We start from the raw sequence: 16106 nt of genomic DNA on the forward strand, positions 1-16106 counted from the left end.
CTCCTGCTGACGTCGGCGGGCCGGGACTTACCTCTCATCGAGGCGCCGGTTACCTATAAGGTTACCGACTCCTGCCGATCAGCCTGAGCCTGCGCTGCATACATCACGTCCACATCCCAGCGGGTAAAGCCGAGCTTGCGGTAGAGCCCCACGGCGGGCTCGTTGTCCGCGTCCACGTAGAGCATGATCGCGTGTTCGCCGGCGTCCTGCAGGTGCTTGATGCCGGCGATGGTCAGGGCCTTGCCCAACCCGGTGCCCTGCGCCTGCGGCGTCACTCCGACCACGTAGACTTCGCCGATGGACGGGTGGCTGCCGGTCCGCGGATGGATTTTGGTCCAGTGGAAACCGAGCAAACCGCCGCCGTCCCGGCGCTCGGCCAGCAGGAACCCGGCCGGATCGAACCAGTCCTCGGCCATTCGGGCCCGCAAATCGGACAGCGTCATGGCGCCTTGTTCAGGATGGTCGGCAAAAGCTGCGGCGTTGGCGGCCAGCCAGGCTTCTTCATCCTGGCCGGGCACGAAGGCGCGGATGACGACGCCGGCCGGCAGTTCGGCGTCGGGCATTCCCGCGGGGTGGGTCAACCGCATCCGCCACAGCTCGCGCACGGGTGCGAAGCCGAAGCGGGCGGCCAGCCGTCCCGCTGCCTCGTGGCCGCCGTGCGACCAGGCCTTCAGATTGGGCAGTTCGGTGTGGTGCTGCACGGCCTCGGCCAACCGCAGGCCCACACCTTCGCCGCGGTAGGACGGGTGCACTACGAGTTCCAGCACGTTGTCGGCGCCGGCGGCGGTGGCCAGGCTGACGACGGCGACGCCGGCCAGCGCGCTCGCGGTGGCGGGATCGGAGCGCTCTTCGCCGGCGTAGGTAGCCAGCACCAGCAGATCGGCGGAGTCCGCGGCGCGCAGGTTGACCCAGGTCTGCTCGGAGAGCGGCGGGTTCCCGTCGGATTCTTCGGCGGCGGCGGCGAGCGCCTTGATGTCCGCGAGGGTCTCGGTGTCAGGGGCGCCCTTGATGGTCAGCACGGGCCACAGGTCGGAATCCGATGCAGTCATGAGCACAGACTATCCGAGCAGGCAACGACGGCGGGGTAGCGCGGCCCGCCGCCTGACGGAATCGCCGCCAAGCACGCCGCCGCGTGCTTCGGGTCCTCGGGCCCGGGGCAGAACGGCGGCGGCCGGACCCCGGGGAAGAACCGGGGAGGCCGGGTCAACCGGTGACGTCGGCCGGTTCTTCGTCCGAAGCGCGGACCAGGGTGAAGCGGTAGCCGACGTTGCGGACGGTGCCGATCAACTGTTCGTGGTCGGAGCCCATCTTGGCCCGCAGCCGCCGCACGTGCACGTCCACCGTCCGGGTGCCGCCGTAGTAGTCGTAGCCCCAGACTTCGTGCAGCAGTTGGTCTCGGGTGAAAACCCGGCCGGGATGCTGGGCCAGGTACTTGAGCAGTTCGAATTCCTTGTAGGTCAGGTTCAGCGGCTGCCCGCCCACGCGTGCAGTGTAGCTGGCCTCGTCGATCACCACCCCGGAGGCGTGGATCTCTGTGCTGGTTTCCGCATCGCCGGCGTGCGCCCGCGCGATCACCAGCCGCAGCCGCGCCTCCACTTCGGCCGGGCCGGCGGTGTCCAGGACCACGTCGTCGGCCAGCCAGTTGGCGCTGACGGCGGCCATGCCGCCCTCGGTGAGGACCAGCACCAGCGGTGCGCTCAGCCCGGTGGCTTTCAGTAGTTGGGTGAGCGAGCGCGCGCCGACCAGGTCCTTGCGGGCATCGACCATGACGACGTCGGCCGGGTCGGTTTCCAGCAGTGCCGTGGGTTCGGCCGGCAGAATGTGGACCTTATGGTTCAGCAGTTCGAGGGCCGGCAGGACGCCAATCGACGAGCCGGGGCTGTTGGTCAACAGCAGAATGTGCGGCATGGTTCCTCCAAGGGGTTTGCGGCGCACATCATCGGGCTGGGCCCGGAAGGTCCTCACTATGCAGGAGACTCCTGCCGGACGGTGGCACAAGTATAGCGCCCGCAGCCTGCGGTGCCGCGGCTTCTCGCACCGCCCCTGCGTCATAGGGCAGTATGACTAGCGTGAAAACGTGGATCGTCGCCGTAGCCGCGGCCGCCGTACTGTGCGCCGTCGTCGGTGCCTCCTACCTGTCCCTTCCCGCGCTGACTGCCGTGGTGTGCGTTGCCGCTGTGGTGATCGGCATCGGATGGCCGGTGCTGCTGGAGGTGCCGGCCAAAAAGACCCTGGCCGTGGTCATCTCCTTGGCAGGAATTGCGACGGCGGTGCTCGCCAGCGTGGCGCCCGCCGGCATGCCGCTGCTGTGGATGGCGGTGGTGATTGCGCTCGGCGTGATGGCCGTCTTCCTGATCCAGTTGATCCGCGGCACCGGGCAGCCACACCGGCTCGAGTCCACCTTCGGCGCCAGCGCCGGCCTGGTGCTGACCTCGCTGGGCGCCGGCTGGGTGGCGGCCGAGCGGCTCTCGGCCAATACCGCCAACACGGGCATGATGCTGGTGACAGGCATCAGCATGCTGGTGGCCATCGCCGCCTGCCTGCTGCCCTGGCCGGACCGCATAGTGGCGCCGCTGGGCGTGCTGCTGGCGACGCTGGCCGGAACGCTGGCCGCCCCGCTGTTCTCCAACGTGCCGATGTTCCCCGCCGCGGTAGTGGGCGCCGTCGTCGGCATCATCCTGGTGTGCTTCCGGCGGCTGATCCTGGCCGACGGCGGCCCCACCCGGCTGCCGGCCATGCTCGCTGCCGGCGCGGCACCGGTCATGTCCGCCGGCTCGCTGGTCTACTTCCTGGAACGGATGCTGCTGCGCTGATCCGGCTGGCGTGCTGATCTGCGTGAGGCACTGATCCTGCGCGAGGCGCTGATCGGGCTGCTGCTGATCCGGGCTGCTGTGCCGACCCAAAGCGGCGCGGGAAGGTGCCGTACCCGGGCGCCGGGATGTTCGCCCGGTTGTTGATCGAGGTCACAGCGGGTGGTTACGTAGCAAGCAGGCATCCTTCCGTCCGGGCCGTTACTATGGAGCCATGTCGTATCTCGGTCTTGAAATCGCCTTCCTTTCCCTGCTGGTCCTCGCCGGCCTCTCCATCGCGGCCGTCGCCTCGTTGGTGGTTGTCCGCCTGTTCAAGGGCCAGAAGTAAGCGGCCCCTCTCTTCATCATGCCGATTGAACTCCCCACCGAACTGACCCCGGAGCTGGTGCCGCTGTCATGGCTGCTCGGCACCTGGGAAGGCGCTGGCCGGCTGGGTGCGGGCGAGGATGAGGACGAGCAATTCGTCCAGAAGGCCACGTTCACGCAGAACGGCCTGCCCTACCTGCAGTACACCGCCGAAAGCTGGCTCACCGACGAGGACGGCAATCGGTTGCGGCCGTTGACGGTGGAAACCGGCTTCTGGGCCCTGGACCGCAAGCTCAACGACGCCGACGTCGGACCGGGCCTGGTCCCGGCGGACATCGTGCCGGCGTTGAAGTCGGCCGACGAGGTCGAAGAGTTGCGCAACGCCGACGGCGGTTTTGACATCACCGCCACCATCGTGCACCCCGGCGGCATCTCGGAGCTTTACTACGGCCAGATCAAGGGACCGCGCGTACAGCTGAGCACGGACATGGTGATGCGCGGATCGCAGTCCAAGGACTACAGCGCGGCCACCCGGATTTTCGGTCTGGTCAACAATGACCTGTACTGGCGCTGGGACGTGGCCGCAGCCAAGGGCAAGGATCTGGCCCCGCATGCCTCGGCGATCCTCACTAAGCGCCCGTAAACCAGCCGGAACGGCTCACCGGGCCTCCCGGCGCCACCCGCGGGGCGGTCTACCGGGAATTCGGCACCGCCGTCAGGAGTTGACCCCAATATGACCCATCGCAGCCCCTTGCTCCTGCAGCCCGGCGGTGTCGAAGCCTCCGGGGCCGACGCCGGCGTTGCCGCCCACTACTCCGATCCGCTGCGCGAACAGCGTGCGCTGGCCCGCGGTGAAGCAGTGGTGGACCTGTCCCACCGCGGCGTGGTGACCGTGGCCGGTGAAGACCGGCTGAGCTGGCTCAACACCCTTTCTTCGCAGCTGCTGCTGAACCTGCAGCCGGGCCAGTCCAGCGAGGCGCTGCTGCTCACCGTGCAGGGCCGGATCGAATACGACGCCCGCATTGTGGACGACGGCGAACGTACCTGGCTGATTGTCGAATCCTTCGAGGCAGCGCCGCTGGCCGCGTGGCTGGAGTCGATGAAGTTCATGCTGCGGGTGGACATTGCGGATTTTTCCGCCGACTGGGCGGTGGTCGGTTCGGTCAAGCCGGTGCCGGAGTTCGACGGTAGGACCGTCTGGCAGGACCCGTGGCCGCAGATCGGCGCCGGCGGCTATGCCTATACCGGGATCGAGGAACCGCAGCATCCCGGCCTGGAACGGACCTGGTACGAGTATCTGCTGCCGGCCGCCGAACTGGAATCCGCCGTTTCCGGCCTGCAGTTGGCCGGTGTCTGGGCGGCCGAGGCGCTGCGGATCGCGGCCTGGCGCCCGCGGTTCGGCGCTGAGACGGACGAGAAGACCATTCCGCACGAGCTGGACCTGCTCCGCACCGCCGTGCACCTGTCCAAGGGCTGCTATAAGGGCCAGGAAACCATCGCCCGCGTGCACAACCTGGGCCATCCGCCGCGGCGGCTGGTGTTCCTGCAGCTGGATGGCTCCCAGCACACGCTGCCTGCCCCGGGCAGCGACGTGCTGCTCGGCGACAAGCGAGTGGGGGCCATTACCTCCGCGGCGCAGCACTACGAAATGGGTCCGATCGCCCTGGCCGTGGTCAAGCGCTCGGCCGATCCGCAGGCCCAGCTGACGGTGGTGGACGGCGACGAGAGCTATGACGCCGCCCAGGAAGTCATTGTCACCACCGACGCCGGCCAGGTGGTCGGTCGGCAGACCGGGTTCCTGCGCGCGCCGCGCTGAGGCCTTGCCGCGCTGAGACCTTCGCGCGGAAGTTTCGCCCCGGGAGTTTTTGGCAGGGCTAGTCCTTCGGTAGGATCACCGACGTCTGGGTTCCGGCGTCCCAGAAACCCAGGCTCGCGGCCAGCGCCCGCGAGGCTTCGTTGGATTCGTGTGAGCGCCATTGCGGGATGAGCCCGGACGAGAGCGCCTCGTGGCCGGCGATCGCCGCGATCAGCGCACCGGCACCGCGGTGCCGATAGCTGGGTGCGGTCAGCACCCCCACGTTGGCGAGGATCTGCTGCCACTCCTTGTAGCCGGCGCCGGCCATCGGTGTGCTGCCGTCAAGCAGCACAAAGGACTTGTCCATTCCGGCCAGCCCCACTTCGTGGATGTCATCCGGCGGGCACATGCCCTCCAGACGGGCCACGTCGCTGCCCGCGGTGGAAACGGTAACCTCCCGTTCGGGCTGCACCACGGGTAGATCGTCGGCGTAGGACAGCACCGCCCTGCCCAGTCCGTGGCCGCCATGCTCCCGGCTCACCTGCATCAGCGTCTGGTGCTCCGCCAGCTCGTCGTCCGAGTACGGGGCTGCCGCCTCCACCGCCCATTCCGGCCCGACCAGCGCGGATCGCTCGAACAGGCGCACGAAGGTGAGCGCACCGGCGTCGTTGTTGATTTTGGTCAGCCGGCCTCCACCGGAGGCGAAGGCGTTGTCGGCAAATCCCAGCAACCGCGCCCACGCCAGCAGCACAATGTCGGAGGTTCCTGCGTCCAATCGCATACCGGCCAGATTACTGAAGGCTCAGCCGAAGAGAACCCTTGCCTCGTCGTATCGGTGCTGCGGGACCGTTTTTAAATTGTTCAAAGCGGACTCAAATCCAACGTGCGCAATGTCCGTGCCCTGCAGCGCCACCATGGTGCCCCAGCGTTCCTCCACCACCGAATCCACTACAGCCATGCCCAGCCGGGTGGCCAGCACGCGGTCGTAGCCGGAGGGAACCCCGCCGCGCTGGATGTGGCCCAGCGTGGTGGCCCGGGTCTCGATGCCGGTGCGCGCTTCCAGCTCCGGGGCCAGCCGTTCGCCGATGCCGCCCAGCCGAGGCCGGCCGAACCGATCCAGCCCGCGCTCGGCGTGCGGGCCCAGCTCGCCGTCGGGAACCCACCCTTCTGCCACCACCACCAACGGTGCGCGGCCGCGCTTCTGCGCGTGCAGCACCCACTCGGAGACCTGGTCCATGGTGACGCGCTGCTCCGGAATTAAAATGGCATGCGCGCCGGAAGCCATGCCCGCGTGCAGCGCGATCCAGCCGACGTTTCGGCCCATGACCTCGGCGATCATGCAGCGGTGGTGGGATTCGCCGGTGGTGCGCAGCCGGTCGATCGCCTCGGTGGCGATCTGCACGGCGGTGTCGAAACCGAAGGTGTAGTCGGTGGCTTCCAGATCGTTGTCGATGGTCTTGGGCACGCCCACAATCTTCAGTCCGGCCTCGGTGAGCCGGTGTGCACCGGCCAGAGTGCCCTCGCCGCCGATCACAATGACCGCGTCGACGCCCAGCTTGTCCAACGTCCGCTGGATGTTCTCCGGCCCGCCGTTGGGGCCGTCGTACGGGTTGGTGCGCGAGGTGCCCAGGATCGTGCCGCCCTGCTTGGAAATACCCCGCACCTGATGCCGAGGCAGCTCCATGAAGTCGCCCTCGACCACACCCCGCCACCCGTCGCGGAAGCCAACGAATTCGAGCCCGTGCACGGTGATGCCTTTGAGCACGATGCCGCGGATGACCGCGTTCAGGCCGGGACAATCCCCGCCGCTGGTCATGATGCCGATCCTCATGGGTACTCCTTCTCGGTGCTTGGCCGGTCAGTGCGAGCACCCCATTGAGCCCGCCTCGATTCTACGTAGGAACCTCACCACAGTCACAAGAACGACGGCGAGGGTGTCGCCGAGCCGTCGGCTGGGTGTTGCCGGGCCGGTCAGCTGGGTGTCGCCGGAAGCCGTCCAGCATGAGCCGTCTGTCCCGGCCGCTTAACGGACTGGAGCCCCCTTAACGGACGGGAGCCCCCGCTTCCGCGGAGGCTCCGGTATGTGGTTGTCGATGCTCGCGCGGATCAGAACTTGCGGAGCAGATTCTCCAGCGCGATGCTGCCATCGTATTTCGGCAGCAGGAGCCACAGCACCAGGTAGGTGCCGATGCCAATGCCGGGGAACAGGAAGATCAGCAGGGTGGCGATTCGCACCCACGTCACGTCCCAGCCGAACTTTGCCGCGATGCCACCACAGATGCCGGCTACCCAGCGGTCGGGGCCGCGACGGACAGGGCTGGAGCGGAGCGCTCGGTAAAAAGTTTCCATGGAACCATGCTTTCGTGTTCGGGAGCTGTTGTCACTCGGGGATTCGGCTGTCCTGGTCAAATTGCTGCCGCGAGCCGGAACCGGCAGCCGGGAGCCGGAACCGGAAGCCGGGAGCCGGAACCGGCAGCCCGGAGTTATCGCGGGTCGCCCTGAGCTACCGGCCGCGGTTGCGGGTGGCGCTCAGCACGCCGGCGACCACCAGGGCGATGCCGGAACCGATCAGCAGGGCAATCATGACGTAGGCCCAGTTGAAGCTGATGTTCCACCACGTTCCGGCGACCACCAGCAGGCCGACGACCACGGCGATCAGTCCCCAGATGATGGTGCCCACGCGGGGCCGGCGATCGTTGTCGTGATTGAGTTCAGTACTCATCGGGTCTGCTCCAGTTCGCTAACGGTCAGGATGTCGACGCTGCTGACCACGCCTCTGACGGACAGGATGATCTCCGGCGCGCCGCCGTCGTCGTTGATGATGTAGGTTCCGGGCTGCCAGACACCGGACTGCCGTCCGCTGTCCTCGGGGGTGGCGTATTCGACGTTGCCCAGTGCCATCTGTGTTTCAACCTTCACCGGCACGTCGTCGGGAATGATGACGGTGACGGACGCGGCGACCGCGTTGACCGGGACGACGGCCGGCCCGCCGACGCGGGAACCGGACACACTGCGCAGGTCCACGGTGCCGTTGCCGGCCACCACGCTGTAGCCGTCGCCCTCCGCCGGGGCGGAAGCGGAGGTCCAGGTGCGGTTGGAGGCGATGGCGAAGTTGTTCGCGGTCCATTGCATTCCGGCGGAGAAGACCAGCGACAGCACGAGTCCTACGGCGGCCAGGAACCCGAGGATCCCGGACGTGCGGCCCAGGGCGCCCGTGACGACGACGCCGATGCCGATCACGATCAGCGCGGAGGCAATCGCGACGGGGACAACGTTCAGGCCCAGCTCAACGAATTCCAGTGCGTTCAGTCCCAGCACGGCGCCGGCGGCCAGCATGGCGGCGCCCAAGGTCAGCGCGATGGCTGCGCCGGAGGGGCCGCGGGGGCCAATCTTGGGCGGAACCGGTGCGGGCTGCGGGTAAGGGCGCGGCTGCGGATACATCGGACGCGGCGGGCCCTGGAAACCGCTGGGGCTGCCGTGGCCGTATCCGGTCCCGGCGGCGGGCGTCGAACTGTAACTGGAGGTCGTGCCGTAGCCGGTGCCGGTGGAGCGGGACGGGCCGGAGTGGCTGCCCGGGGCCGGAGCGGCGGAGTCGCTGGGGCCGGCGGAGTTGGTGAACGCGGACGTACCTGGCCCGGCAGCAGATGGCGCAGGCGGGAAGCCCTCGGTGCCGTGCTGCGGTGCGCCGGCGGGAGCGCCGTCCTTGTTGCGCGTGGCGAGCCAGTATACGAAGAACGCCACTGCCCCGATCCAGATGGCCGCCCAGACGAACCCGCCGAAGCCCCAGCCCCAGTCGTTGGTGAACCAGCCGAAGGGCCGGCTGAACACGCCCAGCACGGTAAAGATCACCGCGCCGGTCATGCCGGCCGTCCAGCTGCTGCGTCCTGCCTCTTCGGCATGGATGCGCCCGTCCGGCTCGGGCAGCAGCGCCCAGGCAATGCCGTAGAGCAGCACGCCGACGCCGAAGACGGCCAGCAGAATGAACAGCCCGCGGACCAGGATCGGGTCCAGCCCGATCCGGTGCCCGATGCCGGAAGCGACGCCGCCGATCCAGCGGTCCTGCCCGCGGGGCATGCCGAGGTTGCGAAACCAGCTGAAAAACGGGTTGCTCGGCGGCGGAAGCGGTGCACCGGGCGGCGGGGGAGGGAAAGCGCCGGCAGCGCCCGACGGCGGAGGCGGCGGAAAGCCACCGTTGCCGCTGTCAAACCCTGGTCCGCCGGCGTAGCCGGAGCCTGCCGATCCTCCGGAGTAGCCGGACCCGATCGGCGTCGTCGGGTACGTTCCCGAGGCAAGGGGTTCGGTGGGGTTGGTCCCACGGTCATCGCGGGAAGCATCGCGAGAGTCATCGCGGGAAGCGTCGTCGGGGTGTTGTGCCTCGCCGGGCTCAGCGTCGTCGTAGCGTGCAGCGTCGTCGGCGTGTGTAGCGGCGGCAGGTGCGGAGTCAGGCTCGGCAGCGTCGGCTTCCACGGCCGCCGGTTGTGCGGCATCTGCTTCGACGATCTCCGGATCGCCGGATGCGGGTGCCGGCGTCGGCTCGGGAGTAGGTTCGGGAACGGCCGGCTGCTGGTCCGGTTCGTCTGTGCGGTCGGTGCCGTCATTCTCGGACGGGGTCGGTGCGTGTGAGGTCATAGTTAGATCATTCCAACTGGCCACACCTTCCTCTATGGGGTGCCACCCTGACCCTTCCCTGACCGCCCGGCCGGGGTTCCCCTGATTTCGCGCCCGATGGTAGGTCGGGGGCTGCGGCGCATGCTTGGATTAACCCATGCGAGAACCACTCATCCGGTCGACCGAGGACCGCATCATTGCGGGCGTGTGCGTGGGCCTGTCCCGGCATCTGAACGTCTCGGTCGGAATCGTCCGGGTGGGCATGGTGGCCCTGGCGCTCGCCGGCGGTGCGGGGGTGCTGCTTTATATCTGGCTCTGGCTGCTGGTGCCGACCGCCGCCGATGAAGCCTTGGCCGCCGAGCGCGCCTTCAACCCGCGCGACATTGCGGAGAACTTCGCCCGGGGATTCGGCGCATCAGCCAACCGGGACGGCAACGGACAGGCCGCCCCGCCCGCCCGCCGACCCGTTAGCCAACCTCTCCCGCAACCCGGGACCCCTGCACCGAACGTCGAAGGCACCGGCACGCGCCGGCTGCTGCAGCGCGGCGGCAAGGAAATCCTGATCGGCGCGGCCCTGGTGCTGGCGGGCGGCGCCGTCGTCGCACAGATCGCGGGCATCAACCTGCCGTGGGGCACCTGGCTGCCCGTCCTCGCCATTGCGGCCGGGGCGGTGATCGCCTGGATGCAGCTGGACGATTCCCGGCGCAGCGGACTGATGGACCGCGCCGGTGCCACCGGCGCGCAGGGCGCCGTGCGGTTGCTGGCCGGGCTTGTCCTGGTGGTGGCCGGCATCGTCACCATGGTGTCCGGGTCGATCACGTGGGAGGCCATGTGGCCCACCTTGTTCGCCTCACTGGCCGTGCTGGCCGGGGTCCTGTTGGTCCTGGCGCCGTGGGTGCTGAAGTATTGGCGCGATTTGGAGACCGAGCGTTCCGGCCGAATCCGGGAGACGGAACGCGCCGAAATCGCCGCGCACCTGCATGATTCAGTGCTGCAGACGCTCGCGCTGATCCAGAACCGTGCCGGGTCGGAGCAGGACGTCACCCGCTTGGCCCGCGCGCAGGAACGCGAACTGCGGGAATGGCTGTACCGGGACAAGCGGCAGGAAGAAGGCAACCTGGTGGACCGGGTGAAGGCAGTGGCCGCGGAAATCGAAGATGCTTACGGGCACCCGGTGGACGTGGTGGCCGTTGGCGATGCGGAGATGTCCGACCGGCACGAGGTTCTGGTGCATGCCACCCGGGAAGCGGTGCAGAACGCGGCCAAACATGCGGGGGGCGGCATCTCGGTCTATGTTGAGTGCACACCGGGGCGCAGCGAAGTCTTTGTCCGCGACCGTGGTCCCGGGTTCGAACTGGCGTCCGTGCCGCCGGACCGAATGGGCGTGCGCGAATCGCTGATCGGCCGGATGGAACGCCACGGCGGTCAGGCGCGGATCCGCAATACCGGCAGCGGCACCGAAGTCCACCTCAGCTTGGAACACCCTCAGGAAGGAACCGCATCGTGACCGAACCCATCCGCGTGGTCGTCGTGGACGACCACGCCATCTTCCGTTCCGGCTTGAAGGCCGATCTGGACGAGCGGATCGAGGTGGTCGCCGAGGCGGCGACCGTGGAGCAGGCGATCGCGGCCATCCATGAGCAGCGGCCTGCCGTGGTGTTGCTGGACGTGCATCTGCCCGGCGGCCGGGGCGGCGGCGGTGCCGAGGTGGTTGCCGGCTGTGCTGCCCTGCTGGGCGAGACCAAGTTCCTGGCCCTGAGCGTTTCCGACTCCGCCGAAGACGTGGTCACTGTCATCCGGGCCGGCGCCCGCGGCTATGTCACCAAGACCGTGTCCGGGGCGGAGATTTCCGACGCCGTCCAGCGCGTGGCAGGCGGCGACGCCGCCTTCTCACCGCGGCTGGCCGGGTTCGTGCTGGACGCCTTCGGCACGGCGGCGGTGGCCAACGTCGACGACGAACTGGACAAGCTCTCGGCCCGTGAACTGGAAGTTATGCGGCTGATCGCCCGCGGCTACCAGTACAAGGAAGTGGCCAAGGAGTTGTTCATCTCCATCAAGACGGTTGAAACCCACGTCTCGTCCGTGCTGCGCAAGCTGCAGCTCTCCTCCCGGCACGAGCTGACCCGCTGGGCCGTCGACCGCCGGATCCTGTAGCGCCAACTGGGGCGCGACTCGCGGGCCATCGGGGCCACAAGGGCGCGACCCCCGGGCCACACCTAGTGGCCGGTGCACGCTAGGTGTGGGGTTGCCCTAGGCTGCCGTGTACGCGATACGCCACATTGCTGGCGGGACGCGCTTCCGGATCTGGCGGGCGTTCGCATTTGCGGAACTTTCAGGGCTCCCCTCGTGCAGATGCGGCAGCGCTGGATTATCCGCCGGGGCAATGTGGCGTATACGGTACTTCGCTCCCGACCGGACGGCGGAAAACAAAGTGTTGGCGTCGCATCGTTACAACTGATCAGCAGTTATCCACACCTTCCGGCTGGAATCGCCGCAACTTCGCGCCACATAGCAGGCTAAAGCCATGGACCCGGTGATGGCTCTGCGTGAGCAAGGCGGAATTGCACGTTGGCGTCGGCTGCGGGACTCAGGTGTGAAAGCTCGAAGCATGAAGGAAGCGGTTGACGCGGGGACTATCCAACGGATCCGATTTGGTCTTTACGCTGTTCCTGATGTTGTCGCTGAATACGCTCAAGCCCAGGCGATCGGTGCCTCCGTCGGGTGTTTCAGCGCTGCGGCGTTCCACGGATTGTGGGTGCACCGGCCTTACCGCGGGCTCCATGTGAGTGCTCCGCGCACCGTTGCCAAGCCGCGATTCGGCAAGGTGCATCGAACACGTGAATCACACGGCACAGTCGTTCCGATTGACGTTTGCCTCCGGCAGGTCCTGAATTGCCTCCCACTGAGAGAAGCACTGGTCGTCGTCGAGTCTGCCGTCGTCCAAGGCCGCATGACAGTTGAGGACGTGCGCCGGCTCAGCCGTGGGCGGGGGAGCAAACGGGCCGACGAGGTCATTGATGCCATTGATCCGGCATCCATGTCAGTCCCTGAAACACTCGCCCGTTATGTACTGCGTTCGTCTGGCTACAAGGTGGTTTGTCAGCGACGGATCGAAGGTGTCGGCAGGATCGATCTGGAAGTTGAGGACCGCTTGCTGCTGGAAATCGACGGCAAGGCCTATCACTCCGACGAGGCGTCCTTCATCGAGGACCGGCGCCGCTGGAACGAACTGACACTCCTCGGCCGGGACCTGCTGGTGTTGCCTGCCAGAGACATTCTCGATGATCCAGAGTCCGTATTGCGGCCAGTTGACCGGTACTTCACCTGCAATGCTGTGGCAGTCGCATAGGCGGGATAGCGAAGCATTGGACCCTAGGCCTCGGACGAACCTGTGCCTTACAAGCCCAGGACCATCCGGCTGCGGCAGGGGCCGGGCCCGGGTCTGCCGGGGCTAAGGGGCGCGACCCGCGGGCCCCGGGCTCTCGAGCCCGGACTTCTCTGGAGCACGCAAAAGGGCCCTTGTCTTCGCAGGAATCGAAGACGAGGGCCCTTTGAACGACTGCCGCTTCCCCGCGCAGGCGGTCGGCCGGGGCGACTTATTTGGCCTTGGCCAGGAACTCCTGCAGTCGGCCGACGCCGGTGGCCAGGTCGTCGTCGCCGAGGGCGTAGGACAGCCGCACAAAGCCGGAGGGCCCGAAAGCCTCACCCGGGACGACGGCGACCTCGACCTGATCGAGGATCAGGGCGGCCAGTTCGGCGGAGGTCGCCGGACGGATGGTGCCGTCCGCCGTCGGGAATTCCTTGCCCAGCAGCCCGCGAACGTCGGCGTAGGCGTAGAACGCGCCCTTCGGCGTCGGGCATTCCACGCCGTCGATGGCGTTCAGGCCGTCCACCATGGCCTTGCGGCGCCGGTCGAAGGCGACCTTCATTTCGTCCACCGCGGTCAGGGGTCCGGACACGGCGGCAAGCGCGGCCATCTGGGACACATTGGCCACGTTGGAGGTGGCGTGCGACTGCATGTTGGTGGCGGCCTTGACCACGTCGTTCGGGCCGATCATCCAGCCCACGCGCCAGCCGGTCATCGCGTAGGTCTTGGCGACGCCGTTGAGGATGACCACCTTGTCGCCCAGCTCCGGCGCCGCAGTGGCGATGGAAGTGAACGGCATGCCGTCGTAGGTGAGGTGCTCGTAGATCTCGTCGGTGATCACCCACAGGCCCTTCGCGGCGGCCCAGCGGCCGATCTCGGCCACCTGTTCCGGCGAATAGACCGCGCCGGTCGGATTGGACGGGGAGACGAACAGCAGCACCTTGGTGTTCGCGGTCAGGGCGGCCTCGAGTTGGTCGACAGTGACCAGGTAGCCCTGCTCCGGTCCGGCGAAAACTTCCACCGGGACGCCGCCGGCCAGCCGGATGGCCTCCGGGTAGGTGGTCCAGAACGGGGTGGGGACCAGGACCTCGTCACCCGGATCCAGCAAGGTGGCGAACGATTCGTAGACGGCCTGCTTGCCGCCGTTGGTCACCAGCACCTGGGACGGATCCACCTGGTAGCCGGAGTCACGCAGCGTCTTCTCTGCGATGGCCTGCTTCAGTTCAGGCAGCCCGCCGGCGGGGGAGTAGCGGTGGAAACGCGGCTGCCGGGCGGCTTCGATAGCGGCCTCCACGATGTAGTCAGGCGTGGGGAAATCCGGTTCGCCCGCCCCGAAACCGATCACCGGACGTCCGGCAGCCTTCAGCGCCTTGGCCTTGGCGTCGACGGCGAGGGTGGCGGATTCGGCGATGGACGCGATGCGCCGGGAGACGCGGGCGTTGGCAGGCATGGGATTCCCGTCTTCAGTAGCAGTGTTAGGACTGTTCCATAGTCTAGGTGCAGGCCGTCGGCCATGTCCTGTCCGACGAGGCGCCGCGGCCGGCTGCACGCCAGCAGTGGCGGCCCGGAAACCCCCGGTGGTCAATGGGCGGGCGGAAATGTTGCATAATGGATCAGTCGTCTCATGGAGGTGGCAAACGGGGTCCGGTTCGACGTCGGCGCATCGCTGGCGTAAACTAGATCTCCGGTGTTGAAAACGCCATGATGTTTCATGCCCGCCCGGCGGGAGCATCAGGCGCTATTCGGCTCCATAGGGTAGTGGCGCAATTGGTAGCGCAGCGGTCTCCAAAACCGCAGGTTGCAGGTTCGAGTCCTGTCTGCCCTGCGCAGAACCGTCGCAGATATGACTGCAGCAGTTCAGCATCCCAGCACGAAGCAGTGGTTCAGGCCGGCCGAGGCCGTCCGGGGCCGGACACCGGACAGAATGAGTGAGGCCAGGTTGACCGATACGGCTGCCAGTAGTCCCCAGGGACGCCCCACCGGACGAAAGACCGACAAGCGCGGTTTCATCGCCCGGATCATTTTGTTTGTCCGCCAGACCATCGCAGAACTCAAAAAGGTCGTGACTCCGACCCGCAGGGAACTGGTGAACTACACGCTGGTGGTGATCGCTTTCGTGGCCATCATGATGCTGCTCGTTACGCTGCTGGATCTGGTTTTCGGCCAGGCCGCGTTCTTCGTCTTCGGAGACGGCATACCCGAACAGTAACGCCCGTGTATGCGGCAGCCGTCCGGATGGACGACGACGACGGCGCAAAAGCCGGCGCGAGCCAAGTGAGCTGAAGAAGAAAGCAGGAAGCCAAGTGTCCGACCAGGAACTCGAAGCCCAGAACTCCGAAGAGAACGTGGAGCTGGAAGCAGACGAGCAGGTTACCGAGACCGGCACCGACGAGGTGGCGGCTTCTGGCGTTGAAGCCGAAGAGACTGCCGGTACCGATCTGGCCAGCGAGCTTGACCAGGCCGCCGAAGACGCTCCGGTTCTCGACGAGGCGGCCGAAGCCGCCGCCGAGGCAGGCATGACCGAAGCCGCCGCAGCCGACGAGGCCGCAGAAGAGGTCGAGCAGACCGAAGAGGAAGCGCTGGAAGCGTTCCGCGCCAAGCTGCGCCGCCAGCCCGGCGACTGGTACGTCATCCACTCCTACGCCGGCTACGAAAACCGCGTGAAGGTCAACCTGGAGACCCGTATCCAGACCTTGAACATGGAGGATTTCATCTACGAAATCCAGGTCCCCATGGAAGAGGTCGTGGAGATCAAGAACACCACGCGCAAGCTGGTCAAGCGCGTGCGCATCCCCGGCTACGTGCTGGTCCGGATGGACCTGACCGACGCCTCCTGGGGCGCGGTCCGCCACACTCCGGGCGTGACCGGCTTCGTGGGCAACGCCCACAACCCGGTGCCGCTGAGCCTCAAGGAAGTTGCTTCCATGCTGGAGCACGCCATCACCGGCGCCAAGCCGGAGGCCGGTGGCAAGGCAGGTGGCAAGGCCGCAGCCTCGAGCACGCCGATCACCGTCAACTTCGAGGTCGGCGAATCGGTGACCGTCAACGACGGGCCGTTCGAGACCCTGCCGGCGACGATCTCCGAGATCAAGCCGGAATCCCAGCAGCTGGTGGTGCTGGTGACCATCTTCGAGCGCGAAACCCCGGTAACGCTCTCGTTCAGCCAGGTCACCAAGATCCAGTAACCAAAGACTTCGTGCGGATACGGACCCGCTTTGTC

At 67.2% G+C, this 16106-nt stretch carries 16 protein-coding genes and 1 tRNA gene; 9 read left to right on the plus strand and 8 right to left on the minus strand.

Features of this window, described 5'->3' with window-relative positions; all coding sequences use genetic code 11:
- Nucleotides 1-53: 53 nt before the first annotated feature.
- Together mshD and MNQ99_RS04980 are read right to left on the minus strand one after the other, a co-directional pair.
- Nucleotides 54-1049 carry a mycothiol synthase gene (gene mshD, locus MNQ99_RS04975; RefSeq protein ID WP_241914659.1) on the minus strand — a complete coding sequence of 332 codons (996 nt, stop codon included), beginning with the start codon at nt 1047-1049 and terminating at the stop codon, nt 54-56.
- Nucleotides 1050-1203: 154 nt separating this feature from the next.
- Nucleotides 1204-1908: a winged helix-turn-helix transcriptional regulator gene (locus MNQ99_RS04980; RefSeq protein WP_127511015.1), complete on the minus strand. Its 705-nt coding sequence runs from the start codon at nt 1906-1908 to the stop codon at nt 1204-1206.
- A gap of 152 nt (nt 1909-2060) precedes the next feature.
- Here MNQ99_RS04980 and MNQ99_RS04985 point away from each other — a divergent pair, with 152 nt between their 5' ends.
- The 3 genes from MNQ99_RS04985 (at nt 2061) to ygfZ (ending at nt 4932) form a co-directional block, all read left to right on the plus strand.
- Nucleotides 2061-2813, plus strand: a complete 753-nt coding sequence (locus MNQ99_RS04985) for a hypothetical protein (protein ID WP_241914660.1) — start codon at nt 2061-2063, stop codon at nt 2811-2813.
- Nucleotides 2814-3156: 343 nt separating this feature from the next.
- Nucleotides 3157-3759, plus strand: a complete 603-nt coding sequence (locus MNQ99_RS04990) for a nitrobindin family protein (protein WP_241914661.1) — start codon at nt 3157-3159, stop codon at nt 3757-3759.
- A gap of 90 nt (nt 3760-3849) precedes the next feature.
- Nucleotides 3850-4932 carry a CAF17-like 4Fe-4S cluster assembly/insertion protein YgfZ gene (gene ygfZ, locus MNQ99_RS04995; RefSeq protein WP_241914662.1) on the plus strand — a complete coding sequence of 361 codons (1083 nt, stop codon included), beginning with the start codon at nt 3850-3852 and terminating at the stop codon, nt 4930-4932.
- Between the two features lie 58 nt (nt 4933-4990).
- Here the strand turns inward: ygfZ and MNQ99_RS05000 are convergent, their stop codons facing one another.
- From MNQ99_RS05000 to MNQ99_RS05020, 5 genes are all read right to left on the minus strand, one after another.
- Nucleotides 4991-5692, minus strand: coding sequence for a GNAT family N-acetyltransferase (locus tag MNQ99_RS05000; RefSeq protein ID WP_127511018.1), 702 nt, complete (start codon nt 5690-5692; stop codon nt 4991-4993).
- A 21-nt stretch (nt 5693-5713) separates the two neighbouring features.
- Nucleotides 5714-6742: a 6-phosphofructokinase gene (locus tag MNQ99_RS05005; RefSeq protein WP_127511019.1), complete on the minus strand. Its 1029-nt coding sequence runs from the start codon at nt 6740-6742 to the stop codon at nt 5714-5716.
- 275 nt (nt 6743-7017) lie between these two features.
- Nucleotides 7018-7260 carry a PspC domain-containing protein gene (locus MNQ99_RS05010; RefSeq protein ID WP_241914663.1) on the minus strand — a complete coding sequence of 81 codons (243 nt, stop codon included), beginning with the start codon at nt 7258-7260 and terminating at the stop codon, nt 7018-7020.
- 154 nt (nt 7261-7414) lie between these two features.
- On the minus strand, nt 7415-7633 hold the full coding sequence (locus MNQ99_RS05015) for a hypothetical protein (RefSeq protein WP_127511021.1): 219 nt from the start codon (nt 7631-7633) through the stop codon (nt 7415-7417).
- Entirely contained in the window at nt 7630-9540 is a 1911-nt protein-coding gene (locus MNQ99_RS05020; protein WP_241914664.1) for a PspC domain-containing protein, read from the minus strand. The genes MNQ99_RS05015 and MNQ99_RS05020 overlap by 4 nt, the downstream gene beginning before the upstream one ends.
- 136 nt (nt 9541-9676) lie before the next feature.
- On the opposite strand from MNQ99_RS05020, the gene MNQ99_RS05025 reads away from it, so the two are divergent.
- The 3 genes from MNQ99_RS05025 (at nt 9677) to MNQ99_RS05035 (ending at nt 12868) form a co-directional block, all read left to right on the plus strand.
- Entirely contained in the window at nt 9677-11026 is a 1350-nt protein-coding gene (locus MNQ99_RS05025) for an ATP-binding protein (protein WP_241914665.1), read from the plus strand.
- Nucleotides 11023-11673, plus strand: coding sequence for a LuxR C-terminal-related transcriptional regulator (locus MNQ99_RS05030; protein WP_127511024.1), 651 nt, complete (start codon nt 11023-11025; stop codon nt 11671-11673). The genes MNQ99_RS05025 and MNQ99_RS05030 overlap by 4 nt, the downstream gene beginning before the upstream one ends.
- A 370-nt stretch (nt 11674-12043) precedes the next feature.
- Nucleotides 12044-12868 (plus strand): type IV toxin-antitoxin system AbiEi family antitoxin domain-containing protein, encoded by an 825-nt coding sequence (locus MNQ99_RS05035; RefSeq protein WP_241914666.1) that lies wholly within the window; start codon nt 12044-12046, stop codon nt 12866-12868.
- 247 nt (nt 12869-13115) lie between these two features.
- Here the strand turns inward: MNQ99_RS05035 and MNQ99_RS05040 are convergent, their stop codons facing one another.
- Nucleotides 13116-14336 (minus strand): pyridoxal phosphate-dependent aminotransferase, encoded by a 1221-nt coding sequence (locus MNQ99_RS05040; protein ID WP_241914667.1) that lies wholly within the window; start codon nt 14334-14336, stop codon nt 13116-13118.
- Nucleotides 14337-14638: 302 nt separating this feature from the next.
- On the opposite strand from MNQ99_RS05040, the gene MNQ99_RS05045 reads away from it, so the two are divergent.
- The 3 genes from MNQ99_RS05045 to nusG all read left to right on the plus strand — a co-directional run bounded on the left by MNQ99_RS05045 (nt 14639) and on the right by nusG (nt 16071).
- Nucleotides 14639-14711 (plus strand) — tRNA-Trp (locus MNQ99_RS05045).
- Nucleotides 14712-14810: 99 nt separating this feature from the next.
- The gene (gene secE / locus MNQ99_RS05050; protein ID WP_241915277.1) at nt 14811-15095 is read left to right on the plus strand and encodes a preprotein translocase subunit SecE; all 285 of its coding nucleotides are present in this window, start codon (nt 14811-14813) and stop codon (nt 15093-15095) included.
- 94 nt (nt 15096-15189) lie between these two features.
- Nucleotides 15190-16071 (plus strand): transcription termination/antitermination protein NusG, encoded by an 882-nt coding sequence (nusG, locus tag MNQ99_RS05055; protein WP_241914668.1) that lies wholly within the window; start codon nt 15190-15192, stop codon nt 16069-16071.
- Nucleotides 16072-16106 lie beyond the last annotated feature (35 nt).

This window comes from Arthrobacter sulfonylureivorans, assembly GCF_022637435.1.
In the GTDB taxonomy this organism is placed as follows: domain Bacteria; phylum Actinomycetota; class Actinomycetes; order Actinomycetales; family Micrococcaceae; genus Crystallibacter; species Crystallibacter sulfonylureivorans.